Annotated in this window: 16 protein-coding genes; all 16 read left to right on the top strand. The window is 60.7% G+C overall.

Going from position 1 to position 15,642, the window contains the following annotated elements; all coding sequences use genetic code 11:
* Positions 1-5 precede the first annotated feature (5 nt).
* Positions 6-974: a flagellar motor switch protein FliM gene (gene fliM / locus ACVWSC_RS20690; protein WP_442108948.1), complete on the top strand. Its 969-nt coding sequence runs from the start codon at positions 6-8 to the stop codon at positions 972-974.
* Positions 975-1,022: 48 nt separating this feature from the next.
* Positions 1,023-1,487 carry a flagellar motor switch protein FliN gene (gene fliN / locus ACVWSC_RS20685; RefSeq protein ID WP_442108947.1) on the top strand — a complete coding sequence of 155 codons (465 nt, stop codon included), beginning with the start codon at positions 1,023-1,025 and terminating at the stop codon, positions 1,485-1,487.
* A gap of 54 nt (positions 1,488-1,541) precedes the next feature.
* On the top strand, positions 1,542-1,946 hold the full coding sequence (gene fliO, locus ACVWSC_RS20680) for a flagellar biosynthetic protein FliO (protein WP_442114345.1): 405 nt from the start codon (positions 1,542-1,544) through the stop codon (positions 1,944-1,946).
* A complete protein-coding gene (gene fliP, locus ACVWSC_RS20675) occupies positions 1,946-2,698 on the top strand; it encodes a flagellar type III secretion system pore protein FliP (protein ID WP_442108946.1) in 753 nt (250 codons plus the stop codon). Before fliO ends, fliP begins: the two co-directional genes overlap by 1 nt.
* 21 nt (positions 2,699-2,719) lie before the next feature.
* Positions 2,720-2,989: a flagellar biosynthesis protein FliQ gene (fliQ, locus tag ACVWSC_RS20670; protein WP_133217292.1), complete on the top strand. Its 270-nt coding sequence runs from the start codon at positions 2,720-2,722 to the stop codon at positions 2,987-2,989.
* 7 nt (positions 2,990-2,996) lie between these two features.
* Complete coding sequence (gene fliR / locus ACVWSC_RS20665) at positions 2,997-3,773, top strand: flagellar biosynthetic protein FliR (protein ID WP_442108945.1); 777 nt, start codon at positions 2,997-2,999, stop codon at positions 3,771-3,773.
* 2 nt (positions 3,774-3,775) lie between these two features.
* On the top strand, positions 3,776-4,909 hold the full coding sequence (flhB, locus tag ACVWSC_RS20660) for a flagellar biosynthesis protein FlhB (RefSeq protein ID WP_442108944.1): 1,134 nt from the start codon (positions 3,776-3,778) through the stop codon (positions 4,907-4,909).
* 180 nt (positions 4,910-5,089) lie between these two features.
* Complete coding sequence (flhA, locus tag ACVWSC_RS20655) at positions 5,090-7,219, top strand: flagellar biosynthesis protein FlhA (protein ID WP_442108943.1); 2,130 nt, start codon at positions 5,090-5,092, stop codon at positions 7,217-7,219.
* A gap of 11 nt (positions 7,220-7,230) precedes the next feature.
* On the top strand, positions 7,231-8,541 hold the full coding sequence (flhF, locus tag ACVWSC_RS20650) for a flagellar biosynthesis protein FlhF (protein WP_442108942.1): 1,311 nt from the start codon (positions 7,231-7,233) through the stop codon (positions 8,539-8,541).
* Positions 8,542-8,660: 119 nt separating this feature from the next.
* Positions 8,661-9,494 (top strand): flagellar synthesis regulator FleN, encoded by an 834-nt coding sequence (gene fleN / locus ACVWSC_RS20645; protein WP_038613333.1) that lies wholly within the window; start codon positions 8,661-8,663, stop codon positions 9,492-9,494.
* Positions 9,491-10,231, top strand: a complete 741-nt coding sequence (gene fliA / locus ACVWSC_RS20640) for an RNA polymerase sigma factor FliA (protein WP_133217286.1) — start codon at positions 9,491-9,493, stop codon at positions 10,229-10,231. The genes fleN and fliA overlap by 4 nt, the downstream gene beginning before the upstream one ends.
* A 104-nt stretch (positions 10,232-10,335) precedes the next feature.
* Entirely contained in the window at positions 10,336-10,710 is a 375-nt protein-coding gene (locus ACVWSC_RS20635; RefSeq protein ID WP_036990294.1) for a chemotaxis response regulator CheY, read from the top strand.
* A gap of 19 nt (positions 10,711-10,729) precedes the next feature.
* A complete protein-coding gene (locus ACVWSC_RS20630) occupies positions 10,730-11,518 on the top strand; it encodes a protein phosphatase CheZ (protein WP_442108941.1) in 789 nt (262 codons plus the stop codon).
* A 12-nt stretch (positions 11,519-11,530) separates the two neighbouring features.
* Complete coding sequence (locus ACVWSC_RS20625; RefSeq protein ID WP_442108940.1) at positions 11,531-13,747, top strand: chemotaxis protein CheA; 2,217 nt, start codon at positions 11,531-11,533, stop codon at positions 13,745-13,747.
* 45 nt (positions 13,748-13,792) lie between these two features.
* The gene (locus tag ACVWSC_RS20620; RefSeq protein WP_442108939.1) at positions 13,793-14,902 is read left to right on the top strand and encodes a protein-glutamate methylesterase/protein-glutamine glutaminase; all 1,110 of its coding nucleotides are present in this window, start codon (positions 13,793-13,795) and stop codon (positions 14,900-14,902) included.
* Positions 14,902-15,642 (top strand): flagellar motor protein, encoded by a 741-nt coding sequence (locus tag ACVWSC_RS20615; RefSeq protein ID WP_442108938.1) that lies wholly within the window; start codon positions 14,902-14,904, stop codon positions 15,640-15,642. The genes ACVWSC_RS20620 and ACVWSC_RS20615 overlap by 1 nt, the downstream gene beginning before the upstream one ends.

The raw sequence follows: 15,642 nt of genomic DNA, 5'->3' as shown, positions 1-15,642 counted from the left end.
CACCGATGGCCGTGCAGGACCTGCTGTCCCAGGATGAAATCGATGCCTTGTTGCATGGCGTCGACGATGGCTTGGTGCAAACCGAGGCCAACGCCGAACCTGGCAGTGTCAAAAGCTATGACCTGACCAGTCAGGATCGCATCGTCCGCGGACGCATGCCGACCCTGGAAATGATCAACGAGCGTTTCGCCCGTTATACCCGCATCAGCATGTTCAACTTGCTGCGTCGCTCGGCGGACGTGGCGGTGGGCGGTGTGCAGGTGATGAAGTTCGGCGAGTACGTGCATTCGCTGTACGTACCGACCAGTCTGAACCTGGTCAAGATCAAGCCACTGCGCGGCACGTCGTTGTTCATTCTCGACGCCAAGCTGGTGTTCAAGCTGGTAGACAACTTCTTTGGCGGTGACGGTCGTCACGCCAAGATTGAAGGCCGGGAGTTCACCCCGACCGAGCTGCGCGTGGTGCGCATGGTGCTGGATCAGGCCTTCGTCGACCTGAAAGAGGCCTGGCAGGCGATCATGCCGGTCAACTTCGAGTACATCAACTCCGAGGTCAACCCGGCCATGGCCAACATCGTCGGGCCGAGCGAAGCGGTGGTGGTGTCGACCTTCCACATCGAACTCGATGGGGGTGGCGGCGACCTGCACGTAACCATGCCGTACTCGATGATCGAGCCGGTACGGGAAATGCTCGACGCCGGTTTCCAGTCCGACCTGGACGACCAGGACGAGCGCTGGATCAAAGCCCTGCGCGAAGACGTGCTGGATGTCAGCGTACCGCTGAGCGCCACCGTCGCCCGTCGCCAGTTGAAGCTGCGCGACATTCTGCATATGCAGCCCGGTGATGTGATTCCGGTCGAGCTGCCTGAACACCTGATCCTGCGGGCCAACGGCGTACCGTCGTTCAAGGCCAAGCTCGGTTCGCACAAAGGCACCCTGGCCCTGCAGATTATCGATCCGATCGAGCGCCGCTGAGCGGCGTCGGTTGGTCCAACTCCGAATTGATTGCCCGTCGAGGACAAAATGGCTAACGAAAACGACATCACCTCTCCGGAAGAGCAGGCTCTGGCCGATGAGTGGGCGGCTGCCCTGGAAGAAACCGGCGACGCCGGTCAGGCCGATATTGATGCCTTGCTGGCTGCCGACAGCGGCAGCGGTGGCTCCAACCGTCTGCCGATGGAAGAGTTCGGCAGCTCGCCGCGCAGCAACGAGCAGGTCAGCCTGGAAGGCCCGAACCTGGATGTGATCCTCGACATCCCGGTGAGCATTTCCATGGAAGTGGGCAGCACCGAGATCAACATCCGTAACCTGCTGCAGCTCAACCAGGGTTCGGTGATCGAGCTTGATCGCCTGGCCGGTGAGCCGCTGGATGTGTTGGTCAACGGCACACTGATCGCCCACGGTGAAGTGGTGGTGGTCAACGAAAAATTCGGTATTCGCCTGACTGATGTGATCAGTCCGAGCGAACGCATCAAGAAGCTGCGCTGAGTGAAAAGCGTTGTCTGCCGCGGCCTGGCACTGGCCGGTGCGTTGTATGCGCAGATGAGTCTGGCAGCGGCGACAGTGCAGCCTGCCGCAGCGGTGGTCGCGCCGGGCGGCAGCGGCAGTGCTGTCGGTCAGCTCGGGCAGTTGGTGCTCGGTTTGCTGTTGGTGCTGGGGCTGATCTTTCTGCTCGCCTGGCTGTTGCGCCGGGTGCAGAACGCAGCGCCAGGCAGTGGCCAGGTCATCGACATCATCGGCAGTCGCAGCATCGGCCCCAGGGATCGCCTGTTGCTGATTCAGGTCGGCAAGGAGCAGATCCTGATCGGCCACACACCCGGCAGCATCGAAGCCTTGCATGTCTTGGCCGAGCCGGTCGAGGTGCCTGCCAATGCGCGTCAGGCCACACCAGAATTCGCCCAGCGCCTGTTGGAGCTGATGGGCAAGGATCAGAAGGGTAAGTCGTAATGGGCGCATTGCGCATGATGTTGACGCTGCTGTTGCTGTTGGCAGCGCCACTGGCGCTGGCCGCCGATCCGCTGTCGATCCCGGCCATTACCCTGTCCAACGGTGCGGACGGGCAGCAGGAATATTCGGTCAGCCTGCAGATTCTGCTGATCATGACGGCGCTGAGTTTCATTCCGGCGTTTGTCATCCTGATGACCAGCTTCACCCGCATCATCATTGTCTTTTCCATTCTGCGTCAGGCGTTGGGTTTGCAGCAGACGCCGTCGAACCAGATCCTTACCGGTATGGCGCTGTTTCTGACCATGTTCATCATGGCGCCGGTGTTCGACCGGGTGAACAAAGACGCTCTGCAGCCGTATCTGAACGAGAAAATGGTGGCTCAGGAAGCGATTGCCAAGGCACAGGTGCCGCTCAAGGATTTCATGCTGGCGCAAACCCGGCAGAGTGACCTGGACCTGTTCATGCGCTTGTCCAAACGCACCGACATTGCCGGCCCCGATCAGGTGCCGCTGACGATCCTGGTGCCGGCCTTTGTCACCTCGGAGCTGAAAACCGCGTTCCAGATCGGCTTCATGATCTTCATTCCGTTTCTGATCATCGACCTGGTGGTGGCCAGTGTGCTGATGGCCATGGGTATGATGATGCTCTCGCCGTTGATCATCTCGTTGCCGTTCAAAATCATGCTGTTCGTGCTGGTCGATGGCTGGGCCTTGATCATGGGCACCCTGGCCGGCAGTTTTGGTGGCGTCTGACGCCGCAAGGAGAGCAAGACCATGACCCCTGAAGTCGCCGTCGACCTGTTTCGCGATGCCTTGTGGCTGACCACCCTGATGGTGGCCGTGCTGGTGGTGCCCAGCCTGCTGGTCGGCTTGATCGTGGCGATGTTCCAGGCGGCCACGCAGATCAACGAACAAACCCTGAGCTTTCTGCCGCGGTTGTTGGTGATGCTGCTGACCTTGATCGTGGTCGGGCCTTGGCTGGTGCAGAAGTTCATGGAATACATGCTGTCGCTGTACGGCAGCATCCCGCAGTTGATCGGCTGAGCTGTCGATGCTTGAGTTGACCGACACGCAGATCAGCACCTGGGTGGCCAGCTTCATCCTGCCGCTGTTTCGTGTGGCTGCGGTATTGATGACCATGCCGGTGATTGGCACCACCCTGGTGTCGACGCGTATCCGCCTGTACCTGGCCGTGGCGATCACTGTGGTGATCGTGCCCGGCCTGCCGCCGATTCCGCCGGTCAGTGCGCTGGACCTCAGTGCGCTGCTGTTGATCGCCGAGCAGATCATCATCGGTGCGCTGTTTGGCATGGCGCTGCAGCTGTTTTTCCAGATCTTCGTGATTGCCGGGCAGATTGTCGCGATCCAGATGGGTATGGCCTTCGCCTCGATGGTCGACCCGGCCAACGGCGTCAACGTGGCGGTGATCAGTCAGTTCCTGACCATGCTGGTGACCTTGATGTTCCTGGCTATCAACGGCCATCTGGTGGTGTTCGAGGTGCTGACCGAAAGCTTTACCACCTTGCCGGTGGGTGGCGGTTTGCTGGTCAATCACTTCTGGGATCTGGCCGGGCGCCTGAGCTGGGTGCTCGGTGCGGCGCTGTTGCTGGTGTTGCCAGCGATCACCGCGCTGCTGGTGGTCAACATCGCCTTTGGCGTGATGACCCGTGCGGCGCCGCAGTTGAACATCTTCTCCATCGGCTTTCCGCTGACCCTGGTGCTGGGGCTCGGGATTTTCTGGGTGACACTGGCTGACCTCGTTCCGCATTACCAGGCGCTGGCCTCCGAGGCCTTGCAATGGTTGCGTGAACTGGCAAGGGCGCGCTGAGCATGGCAGAGAGCGAAAGCGGTCAGGACAAAACAGAAGACCCCACCGAGAAACGCAAAAAAGACGCCCGGGAAAAGGGCGAGATCGCCCGTTCCAAGGAACTCAACACGGTGGCGGTAACCTTGGCCGGTGCCGGTGCGCTGCTGGCGTTTGGTGGGGGTATCGCCCAGTCGATGATGGAACTGATGCGCAGCAACTTCGTGTTATCGCGTGAAGTCATTACCGATGAGCGCTTCATGGGCATCTTCCTCATGGCCGCTGGCAAGTCGGCGATGTTGAGCATCCAGCCGGTGTTGCTGGTGTTGCTGGTGGCCTCGATCATCGGCCCGGTCGCCCTGGGTGGTTTCCTGTTTTCCGGCAGCTTGCTGGAGCCCAAATTCAGCCGCATGAACCCTATGGCCGGGATCAAGCGGATGTTCTCGGTCAATGCCCTGTCCGAGTTGCTCAAAGCGCTGGCCAAGTTTTTCATGATTCTGATCGTCGCCCTGGTGGTGCTCTCGGCAGACCGCGACGACCTGCTGGCGATTGCCAACGAGCCGTTGGATCAAGCGATCATCCATGGTGTCCAGGTGGTGGGTTGGAGTGCCTTGTGGATGGCCGCCGGGCTGCTGTTGATCGCGGCGATCGACGTGCCGATCCAGCTGTGGCAAACGCATCAGAAAATGCTGATGACCAAGCAGGAAATTCGCGATGAATACAAAGACAGCGAGGGTAAACCGGAGGTCAAGCAGCGCATCAGGCAGCTGCAGCGCGACGCTTCGCAGCGCAGGATGATGGCGGCGATTCCCGATGCCGACGTCATCATCACCAACCCGACGCACTACGCCGTAGCGCTCAAGTACGACCCGGAGAAGGGCGGTGCGCCGTTGTTGCTGGCCAAAGGTGCCGACTTCATCGCCCTGAAAATCCGCGAAATTGCCAACGAGCACAAGATCCAGGTGCTGGAATCGCCGGCGTTGGCGCGGTCGATCTACTACTCCACCGAGCTTGAGCAAGAAATCCCCGCAGGCCTGTACCTGGCGGTGGCCCAGGTATTGGCCTACGTCTACCAGATCCGCCAATACCGCGCGGGCAAAGGCAAGCCGCCGGAGCCGCTCAAAGACCTGCCGATCCCTCCCGACCTGCAGCACGACTAACGCCTGTAGGAGCGGGCTTGCCCCGCGAGGCGTACCGACTGACACACCGCCATCGCGGGGCAAGCCCGCTCCCACCGGGCAAAAACACTGTATTTCGCAAAGTTGGAAAGCTTCTTGCAAAGGCAGCGCTGCGCGCGTCAAACGCGTCAAAGTTTTGCTTGAGCTAGACGAGGAATACCGGTGGATCGCTCTCAGTTAATCAACAGTGCCCGTAACAACCTGGCCGGTTTAGGTCGGGGGAATCTGGGTGTGCCGCTGTTGTTGCTGGTGCTGCTGGCAATGATGATGTTGCCGATCCCGCCGTTCCTGCTCGATGTGTTTTTTACCTTCAACATTGCCTTGTCGATTGTGGTGTTGTTGGTCTGTGTTTACGCCCTGCGCCCCCTCGATTTCGCTGCGTTCCCGACCATTTTGCTGGTAGCGACGCTATTGCGCCTGGCCCTGAACGTGGCCTCCACGCGGGTGGTGATGCTCCACGGTCACGACGGTCACGCTGCCGCCGGTAAGGTGATTCAGGCCTTCGGCGAGGTGGTGATCGGCGGTAACTACGTGGTCGGTATCGTGGTATTCGCCATTTTGATGATCATCAACTTTGTGGTGGTGACCAAGGGTGCCGGGCGTATTTCCGAGGTGAGCGCGCGTTTCACCCTCGATGCGATGCCCGGTAAACAGATGGCCATCGACGCCGACCTCAACGCCGGCTTGATCGATCAGGCCCAGGCCAAGGCGCGTCGTACCGAGGTGGCGTCTGAGGCCGAGTTCTACGGTTCGATGGACGGTGCCAGCAAGTTCGTCCGCGGTGATGCCATCGCTGGCCTGTTGATTCTGTTCATCAACCTGATCGGCGGCATTCTGGTCGGTATGTTCCAGCACAACATGAACTTTGCCGACGCCGGCAAAGTGTATGCCTTGCTGGCGATTGGTGACGGTTTGGTGGCGCAACTGCCATCACTGCTGCTGTCCACCGCCGCAGCGATCATGGTGACCCGTGCTTCTGGCTCCGAAGAGATGGGCCAGCAAATCAATCGGCAGATGTTCGAGTCACCTAAAGCGCTGGCAGTGTCGGCGGGCGTGATGATCGTCATGGGCCTGGTGCCAGGCATGCCGCATATCGCCTTCCTGAGCCTGGGTGCGTTGGCCGGTGGCGGCGCTTATCTGCTGTGGCGCAAGCAGCAACAGGCCAAGATCAAGGCGCAGGAAGAGGTGCAGCGTCAGCAGGACCTGCTCCCCTCGCCGCAGCGGGCCATCGATACCAAGGAACTGGGCTGGGACGACGTGACGCCGATCGACATGATCGGCCTGGAAGTCGGTTACCGGCTGATTCCGCTGGTTGACCGCAACCAGGGTGGGCAGTTGCTGGCGCGAATCAAGGGGGTGCGCAAGAAGCTCTCCCAGGACCTGGGCTTTCTCATGCCGACGGTGCACATCCGCGACAACCTCGACCTGGCGCCCAGTGCCTATCGCCTGACCCTGATGGGGGTAATTTTGGCCGAGGCCGAGATTTATCCGGACCGCGAGTTGGCGATCAACCCGGGGCAGGTCTTCGGTACCCTCAACGGCATCGCCGCACGTGATCCGGCCTTTGGCCTGGAGGCAGTGTGGATCGACGTCAATCAGCGCAGCCAGGCGCAGTCGCTGGGCTACACCGTGGTGGACGCCAGTACCGTGGTTGCCACCCACTTGAACCAGATTCTGCACAAGCACTGCCATGAGCTGATCGGCCATGAAGAAGTGCAGCAGTTGCTACAGGTGCTGGCCAAGGCCTCGCCGAAACTTGCCGAAGAGTTGGTGCCGGGCGTCATTACATTGTCAGGCCTGCTCAAGGTCCTGCAGGCGTTGCTCGCCGAGCAAGTGCCGGTGCGTGACATTCGCAGCATTGCCGAGGCTATCGCCAACAATCCGGCCAAGAGTCAAGATACCGCCGCGCTGGTCGCAGTGGTGCGCGTCGGATTGTGTCGCGCAATCGTGCAAAGCATTGTTGGCGTTGAGTCCGAGCTGCCTGTGATCACCCTTGAGCCAAGGTTGGAACAGATTTTGCTCAATAGTCTGCAAAGGGCCGGGCAAGGTCAGGAAGACGGTGTTCTTCTTGAACCGAGCATGGCTGAAAAGCTTCAGCGTTCGTTGATCGAGGCTGCCCAGCGTCAAGAGATGCAGGGGCAACCGGCGATCCTGCTGGTCGCAGGACCAGTGCGGGCAATGCTGTCGCGCTTCGGCCGCCTGGCTGTACCGAATTTGCATGTTTTGGCGTATCAGGAAATACCTGACAACAAGCAAGTTACCATCGTTGCCACAGTAGGCCCCAACGGCTGAGGTAGTGGGTTATGCAAGTTAAGCGTTTTTTCGCCGCCGATATGCGTCAGGCCATGAAGCTGGTTCGAGATGAGCTGGGGGCTGATGCCGCCATCATCGGTAACCGACGGATTGCTGGCGGTGTCGAGCTGACGGCTGCGCTGGACTACAAGCTGTCCGCCCTGGCGCCACGGGTTCCGAACGTCGAGCTCGAAGATGAGCTGCGCAAGACCCAGTCGCGGATAGTCACGGCACAGGCCGAGCTCAGCAGCCGCTCCGAGAGCGAGGAAGGCAACCGTCAACTGTTTGCCGGTTTGCCGCTGACCGCTTCCGAGCCACTGGTCGAGCCACAGGTTGAAGCGCCTGCGGCCCCGGTGGCTGCAGCCGCTGCGCCGGTTGACCCGCGTCTGTTCGATGCCATGCGCAGCGAACTGACTGGCCTGCGCGAGTTACTCGAAGTTCAGCTGGGCTCGTTGGCCTGGAGCCAGTTGCAGGGCAACCAGCCACAGCAAGCCAACCTCTGGCGGCGTTTGCAACGCATTGGTCTGTCTGCGCCGATCGCGCGCGAGCTGCTGGACCTTACCGCGGGCATCGAAGAGCCGCGTCATGCCTGGCGCATGCTGCTCGCGCACCTGGCGCGGCGTATCGATGTGCCAGAGATCGAGCCGATCGAAGAAGGTGGCGTGATTGCCATGGTCGGCCCGGCGGGCATGGGCAAGACCACTACGCTGGCCAAGCTGGCAGCGCGCTACGTACTCAAATACGGCGCGCAGAACCTGGCACTGGTGAGCATGGACAGTTTCCGTATCGGTGCCCAGGAACAATTGAAAACCCTGGGGCGCATCCTCAATGTCTCGGTGACCCATGTCGACCCGGGGCAATCGCTGGCGCAGGCACTGGACCCACTGCTGCGCAAGCGCGTGGTGCTGATCGATACCGCCGGTCTGCAAGCCAGCGATCCGGCTTTGCGGATGCAGCTGGAAACCCTTGCCGGACGCGGTATTGCGTCTAAAAATTATCTGGTGCTGGCGACCACCAGCCAGAAGCAGGTGCTGACGGCCGCTTATCACAGCTACAAACGCTGTGGGCTGGCCGGGTGCATCCTGACCAAGCTTGATGAAACGGCCAGCCTCGGGGAAGTCCTGAGCTTGGCGATCAGTCACGAACTGCCTGTGGCCTATCTAACCGATGGTCCGCGCATTCCTGACGACCTGCACCTGCCGCGCCGCCACCAGTTGGTTAGCCGCGCAGTGAGTGTGCAGATGCAAGACGAGCCCAGCGAAGAGGCGATGGCCGATATGTTCGCTGATCTCTACCACAGCCCCGGCAAGCGAGTTGGCTGAGGTGATTGTGAAGACGTTGCAAAGTATCTGCATTGATGGACTGCCAGGCATTTTTCAGGTGTTGAAAGCGCAGCCGGTCATGTGGCCTCGGTCTAAGCAAGACAAGGTAATAAGCAAACATGGGTAGCATGCATCCCGTACAGGTGATCGCCGTAACCGGCGGTAAAGGTGGCGTCGGCAAGACCAATGTGTCGGTGAATTTGTCATTGGCGCTGGCAGAGCTTGGCCGTCGGGTCATGCTGCTCGATGCCGACCTGGGCCTGGCCAACGTCGACGTTCTCCTGGGACTGACGCCCAAGCGCACCCTGGCCGACGTCATCGAAGGCCGTTGCGAGCTGCGCGACGTGCTGCTGCAGGGGCCCGGCGGTGTACGCATCGTGCCGGCGGCCTCGGGCACGCAGAGCATGGTGCACCTGGCGCCTGCCCAACATGCCGGCCTGATCCAGGCGTTCAGCGAGATCGGCGACAACCTCGATGTGCTGGTGATCGATACCGCTGCGGGTATTGGTGACTCGGTAGTCAGTTTTGTCCGTGCGGCGCAAGAGGTGCTGTTGGTGGTGTGCGATGAGCCCACCTCGATCACCGACGCCTATGCGCTGATCAAGCTGCTCAACCGCGATTACGGTATGAATCGTTTCCGCGTGCTGGCGAACATGGCGCAGAGCCCTCAGGAAGGGCGCAACCTGTTCGCCAAGTTGACCAAGGTCACGGATCGCTTCCTTGACGTCGCCCTACAATACGTCGGCGCGGTGCCTTACGACGAATGCGTACGCAAGGCGGTGCAGAAGCAGCGAGCGGTCTATGAAGCCTTTCCGCGTTCCAAGTGCGCGTTGGCATTCAAGGCCATTGCTCAGAAGGTCGATACCTGGCCGCTGCCAGCCAACCCGCGTGGTCATCTGGAGTTTTTTGTCGAGCGCCTGGTGCAACCGACAAGCGCGGGACCGGTGCTATGAACGCCAGCGGCTATCGGATGTACAGCAAGGCTTCGCGCGATGGCCAGTATGAGTTGATCGAGCGTTACGCACCGTTGGTCAAGCGTATCGCCTATCACTTGCTGGCACGCTTGCCGGCCAGTGTGCAGGTGGAAGATCTGATCCAGGCCGGCATGATCGGCTTGCTCGAAGTCAGCAACAAATACGACGCGAGCAAGGGTGCCAGTTTCGAGACCTACGCCGGTATCCGCATCCGCGGGGCAATGTTGGACGAAGTACGTAAAGGGGACTGGGCACCGCGTTCGGTTCACCGCAATACCCGCATGGTCAGCGACGCGATTCGTGCAATTGAAGCAAAAACCGGCCGTGACGCTAAAGATCACGAAGTTGCTGCCGAACTTCAATTGAGTCTCGATGATTACTACGGGATTTTGAATGACACCTTGGGCAGTCGCCTGTTCAGTTTCGACGACCTGTTGCAGGACGGCGAACATGAAGGACTGCACGAGGACGGCGCCAGTGTCCAGCTCGAGCCTTCGCGCGATCTGGAAGACGAACGCTTTCAGGCGGCGCTGGCCGATGCCATCGCCAACTTGCCTGAACGTGAGCGTCTGGTGCTGGCGCTGTACTACGACGAAGAGCTGAACCTCAAGGAAATCGGTGAGGTCCTGGGGGTCAGCGAATCGCGCGTCAGCCAGTTGCACAGTCAGTGCGCGGCGCGTTTGCGCAGTCGCCTGGGGGAATGGCGGGCGCGTTGAACGCAGGTTCAATGCAGTCGCGAAATGTAGTGCCCGAATTGATTGAATGCGCGTTCAGCGCTGAACGCGTTAAAGACTGCTTGGAGGTCTAATTGAACAAAGACATGAAAATCCTCATCGTCGACGATTTTTCGACGATGCGGCGGATCATCAAGAACCTGTTGCGTGACCTGGGCTTCACCAATACCCAGGAAGCGGATGACGGCAACACTGCACTGCCGATGCTCGAAAGCGGCCATTTCGATTTCCTCGTCACCGACTGGAACATGCCAGGCATGTCGGGTATCGACCTGCTGCGCAAAGTGCGTGCCGACGAGCGCCTCAAGCACCTGCCAGTGCTGATGGTGACTGCCGAAGCCAAGCGCGAGCAAATCATCGAAGCCGCCCAGGCCGGTGTGAATGGCTACGTGGTCAAGCCGTTCACCGCGCAAGTGCTGAAAGAAAAGATCGAGAAGATCTTCGAGCGCGTCAACAGCTAAGACACGCCACGGGGGCGCTATGGAGCAAACACATTCATCACTGGACGGCTTCGAGTCGACACTGAAGAAGCACGCTCACGAACTGGTCGACAGTCTTGAGCGCGGCAAATTCGGCGACGCGGTGCAACTGATCCATCAGCTGAACCAGACCCGTGACCGTGGCCTGTACCAGGAAGTCGGCAAGCTCACGCGAGAGCTGCACAGCGCGATCGTCAGCTTCCAGATCGACCCGCAAATGCCGCAGGCCGAGGAAGTCTCGCAGATCACCGATGCCACCGAGCGCCTGTCCTATGTGGTCAAGCTGACCGAAGGGGCGGCCAACCGCACGATGGATCTGGTTGAGGAAAGCACCCCGGTGCTGCATGAGCTCAGCGATGAAGCCCGTGACCTGCGCACCGACTGGCAGCGATTCTTGCGCCGCGAAGTGGCGGCCCCGGAGTTCCGCGAGCTGATGCACCGCATCGACCGTTTCCTGGAACGTAGCGAGGAGGGTAGCCGCAAGGTCGCCGGTCACCTCAATGACATTCTCCTGGCACAGGACTATCAGGACCTGACCGGGCAGGTGATCAAGCGTGTTACCGCGCTGGTCACCGAAGTAGAAAGCAATCTGCTCAAGCTTGTGCTGATGGCCAGTCAAGTCGACCGCTTTGCCGGTATCGAACATGACCACCAGCAGCTGCGCGCTGAGAAAGATCAAGAAAAACATCCGACTCGGGGTGAAGGTCCGCAGATTCATGCCGATAAGCGTGAAGACGTTGTGTCCGGTCAGGACGATGTCGACGATCTGCTGTCCAGCCTGGGTTTTTAGGGAGCACGTTTAATGAGCTTCGGCGCCGATGAAGAGATCCTTCAGGATTTTCTGGTAGAAGCCGGCGAGATTCTTGAGCAACTGTCCGAGCAACTGGTCGAGCTGGAAAGCCGTCCGGATGATGCCGATCTGCTCAATGCAATCTTTCGCGGTTTTCACACTGTAAAAGGGGGCGCCGGCTTCCTCCAGCTCAACGAGCTGGTGGAGTGCTGCCACATCGCCGAAAACGTCTTCGACATCCTGCGCAAGGGTGAGCGTCGCGTTGATGCGGAACTGATGGACGTGGTGCTGGAGGCCCTGGACACGGTCAACAGCATGTTCGGTCAGGTGCGTGAGCGTAGCGACATCACCCCGGCTACGCCTGAGTTGCTGGCGGCGCTGTCGCGTCTGGCCGAGCCTGCTGCTGCTGCCGAACAAGCACCAGCGCCCGAACCTGAACCGGTCGTTGAAGCTCAAGCTAGCACCGACATTACCGACACCGAATTCGAGCAACTGCTGGACTCGCTCAATGCGGTCAAGGCCGAAGCCGAAGCTCAGGTGCAGGCGCCTGAAGCGGCCAGTGACGAAATCACCGACGCCGAGTTCGAGTCGCTGCTCGATCAGTTGCATGGCAAGGGCCAGTTCGCGCCCGACAGCATCAGCGCAGCGGCACCCGCGCAGGAGGCGCCGCAAGGCGCTACCGACGAAATCACCGATGCCGAGTTTGAAGCGCTGCTGGATCAACTGCATGGCAAGGGCAACTTTGCCGTCGATGCCCTGCCAGGTGCAACTGCGCCCGCCGCGGCTGCCGCTCCCGCGCCTGAGGCGACGTCGGGCGATCATATTTCCGAGCATGAATTCGAAGCCTTGCTCGATGAACTGCACGGTAAAGGCAAGTTCACCCCCGACAGCGTTGCCCCGGCGGCTGTTGCCGTAGCTCCGGCTGCCGCTGTTGTCGCTGCCAAGCCTGCGGCAGCACCAGCGCCTGCACCTGCTGCCAAACCAGCTGCTGCACCGGCCAAGGCTGCGGCGCCTGCGCGGCAAGCCCCTGCGGCGGCCGACAAACACGCGGTCAGCGAAACGGAAACCACCGTACGCGTCGACACTGCGCGCCTGGACGAGATCATGAACATGGTCGGCGAACTGGTGCTGGTGCGTAACCGTCTGGTGCGCCTGGGCCTGAACAGCGGCGATGAGGCCATGTCCAAGGCGGTATCGAACCTGGATGTAGTGACCGCCGACCTGCAGACCGCGGTGATGAAAACCCGTATGCAGCCGATCAAGAAGGTCTTCGGGCGCTTCCCGCGCCTGGTTCGCGACCTGGCCCGGCAGCTGAAAAAAGAGATCAACCTGGAGCTGGTCGGTGAAGAAACCGACCTCGACAAGAACCTCGTCGAGGCCCTGGCCGACCCGCTGGTGCACTTGGTGCGCAACGCCGTCGACCACGGTGTCGAAACCCCGGAAGAGCGTGAAGCCGCAGGCAAGCCGCGTGGCGGCAAAGTGGTGCTGTCGGCCGAGCAGGAAGGCGACCACATCCTCTTGTCGATCTCCGATGATGGCAAGGGCATGGACGCTAACGTCCTGCGCGCCATCGCGGTCAAGCGCGGGGTGATGGACAAAGACGCCGCCGACCGTCTCAGCGAAACCGAATGCTACAACCTGATTTTCGCCCCGGGTTTCTCGACCAAAACCGAGATTTCCGACGTGTCCGGCCGCGGCGTGGGCATGGACGTGGTGAAAACCAAAATCTCCCAGCTCAACGGCTCGATCAATATCTATTCGACCAAGGGCCTGGGCTCGAAGATCGTCATCAAGGTGCCGCTGACCCTGGCGATCATGCCGACCCTGATGGTGATGCTGGGCAACCAGGCATTCGCCTTCCCGCTGGTCAACGTCAACGAAATCTTCCACCTGGACCTGTCGCGCACCAACGTGGTCGACGGCCAGGAGGTGGTGATCGTGCGCGACAAAGCCTTGCCGCTGTTCTACCTCAAGCGCTGGCTGGTCAGTTCCGCCGCTCATGAAGAGCAACGCGAAGGGCACGTGGTGATCCTTTCGGTGGGCACCCAGCGGATCGGCTTTGTCGTCGATCAACTGGTGGGCCAGGAAGAAGTGGTCATCAAACCGCTGGGCAAGATGCTCCAGGGCACGCCAGGCATGTCGGGTGCCACCATTACCGGTGACGGGCGCATTGCGCTGATCCTCGACGTGCCGAGCATGCTCAAGCGTTACGCCGCCCGGCGTATTTGATTCTGGTGGCGCGGCTTGCACGCCGCGCCCCCTAATGGAGTGTTTATGGCAGTCAAGGTCCTGGTGGTGGATGATTCCGGTTTCTTCCGCCGCCGTGTCTCGGAAATTCTTTCAGCGGACCCGACTATTCAGGTCGTCGGTACCGCGACCAACGGCAAGGAAGCGATCGACCAGGCACTGTCGCTCAAGCCCGATGTCATCACCATGGACTACGAAATGCCCATGATGGATGGCATCACCGCTGTACGTCACATCATGCAGCGCTGCCCGACCCCGGTGTTGATGTTCTCCTCGCTGACCCATGAAGGCGCGCGGGTGACCCTCGACGCCCTGGATGCCGGTGCGGTCGATTACCTGCCGAAAAACTTCGAAGACATCTCGCGCAATCCGGAGAAGGTCAAACAAATGCTGTGCGAAAAGGTGCATACCATTTCGCGCAGTAACCGCCGTCTGGGCAGCTATGCCGCCCCTGCGCCGCAACCGGCAGCGGCGGCTCAGCCAAGCGTCAGTAGCCTGGGCAGCAGCGCTGCACCTCGTGCGGCAGCGCCGGTTCGCGCGGCAGCTGTGGCCAGTTCGCCAGCGCCCAAGCGCAAGCCTTACAAACTGGTGGCCATTGGCACCTCGACCGGCGGCCCGGTGGCGCTGCAGCGGGTGCTGACGCAACTGCCTGCCAGTTTTCCGGCACCTATCGTGCTGATTCAGCATATGCCGGCGGCGTTCACCAAGGCCTTTGCCGAGCGTTTGGACAAGCTGTGCAAGATCCGCGTCAAAGAGGCCGAAGACGGTGACATGCTGCGTCCTGGTCTGGCGCTGCTGGCCCCGGGTGGCAAGCAGATGATGATTGATGGTCGCGGTGCGGTGAAGATTCTGCCGGGCGACGAGCGTTTGAATTACAAGCCGTGTGTGGATATCACCTTCGGCTCGGCGGCCAAGTCCTATGGCGACAAGGTGCTCTCGGTGGTGCTGACCGGCATGGGCGCCGACGGCCGTGAAGGCGCACGCCTGCTCAAGCAGGGCGGCAGCACGGTGTGGGCTCAGGATGAAGCCAGTTGCGTGATCTATGGCATGCCGATGGCGATCGTCAAAGCCAACCTTGCCGATGCGGTGTACAGCCTCGATGAAATCGGCAAGCACCTGGTTGAGGCGTGCGTCTGATGGATGTTTTGAGCTTAATCGGCATCATCCTGGCGTTTGTCGCGATTGTCGGCGGCAACTACCTTGAGGGTGGTCACCTGTCGGCACTGATCAACGGCCCGGCGGCCTTGATCGTACTGGGCGGTACCCTGGCGGCGGCGTTGCTGCAGTCGCCGATGAGCGCCTTCAAGCGTGCCTTGCAGATTGTCCGCTGGATCATCTTTCCGCCGCGCATCGACCTCGCTGGCGGTATCGATCGGGTGGTCAACTGGAGCCTGACGGCGCGCAAGGAAGGCTTGCTGGGCCTGGAAGGTGTCGCTGATGCCGAGCCGGACCCTTACGCCCGCAAAGGCCTGCAACTGCTGGTTGATGGTGCCGAGCCGGAAGCCATTCGCAGCATTCTGGAAGTGGATTTCTACACCCAGGAAGGCCGTGACATCCAGGCGGCCAAGGTGTTCGAGTGCATGGGCGGCTATGCCCCGACCATCGGCATCATCGGTGCGGTCATGGGCCTGATTCATGTCATGGGCAACCTCGCCGATCCTTCGCAGCTGGGCAACGGTATCGCCGTGGCATTCGTGGCCACCATCTACGGTGTGGCCAGTGCCAACCTGATCCTGCTGCCGATTGCCAACAAGCTCAAGGCGCTGGCCATGCGTCAGTCGCGTTACCGGGAAATGCTCCTGGAAGGGCTGCTGTCGATTGCCGAAGGTGAGAACCCACGCTCGATCGAGCTGAAGCTTCAGGGCTTCATGGAGTAA

Source organism: Pseudomonas sp. NUPR-002, from assembly GCF_056322725.1.
The sequence above is the reverse complement of the archived record's forward strand: the minus strand, read 5'-3'. Positions and strand labels throughout refer to the sequence as shown.

Bases quoted from the DNA above. Each gene is read 5' to 3' on its own strand.
- fliQ (WP_133217292.1), top strand. From the start codon at position 2,720: ATGACCCCTGAAGTCGCCGTCGACCTGTTTCGCGATGCCTTGTGGCTG.
- fliP (WP_442108946.1), top strand. From the start codon at position 1,946: ATGGGCGCATTGCGCATGATGTTGACGCTGCTGTTGCTGTTGGCAGCG.
- fliN (WP_442108947.1), top strand. From the start codon at position 1,023: ATGGCTAACGAAAACGACATCACCTCTCCGGAAGAGCAGGCTCTGGCC.
- fliR (WP_442108945.1), top strand. From the start codon at position 2,997: ATGCTTGAGTTGACCGACACGCAGATCAGCACCTGGGTGGCCAGCTTC.
- fliO (WP_442114345.1), top strand. From the start codon at position 1,542: ATGAGTCTGGCAGCGGCGACAGTGCAGCCTGCCGCAGCGGTGGTCGCG.
- flhF (WP_442108942.1), top strand. From the start codon at position 7,231: ATGCAAGTTAAGCGTTTTTTCGCCGCCGATATGCGTCAGGCCATGAAG.
- ACVWSC_RS20620 (WP_442108939.1), top strand. From the start codon at position 13,793: ATGGCAGTCAAGGTCCTGGTGGTGGATGATTCCGGTTTCTTCCGCCGC.
- ACVWSC_RS20615 (WP_442108938.1), top strand. From the start codon at position 14,902: ATGGATGTTTTGAGCTTAATCGGCATCATCCTGGCGTTTGTCGCGATT.
- ACVWSC_RS20625 (WP_442108940.1), top strand. From the start codon at position 11,531: ATGAGCTTCGGCGCCGATGAAGAGATCCTTCAGGATTTTCTGGTAGAA.
- fleN (WP_038613333.1), top strand. From the start codon at position 8,661: ATGGGTAGCATGCATCCCGTACAGGTGATCGCCGTAACCGGCGGTAAA.
- fliM (WP_442108948.1), top strand. From the start codon at position 6: ATGGCCGTGCAGGACCTGCTGTCCCAGGATGAAATCGATGCCTTGTTG.
- flhB (WP_442108944.1), top strand. From the start codon at position 3,776: ATGGCAGAGAGCGAAAGCGGTCAGGACAAAACAGAAGACCCCACCGAG.
- fliA (WP_133217286.1), top strand. From the start codon at position 9,491: ATGAACGCCAGCGGCTATCGGATGTACAGCAAGGCTTCGCGCGATGGC.
- ACVWSC_RS20635 (WP_036990294.1), top strand. From the start codon at position 10,336: ATGAAAATCCTCATCGTCGACGATTTTTCGACGATGCGGCGGATCATC.
- ACVWSC_RS20630 (WP_442108941.1), top strand. From the start codon at position 10,730: ATGGAGCAAACACATTCATCACTGGACGGCTTCGAGTCGACACTGAAG.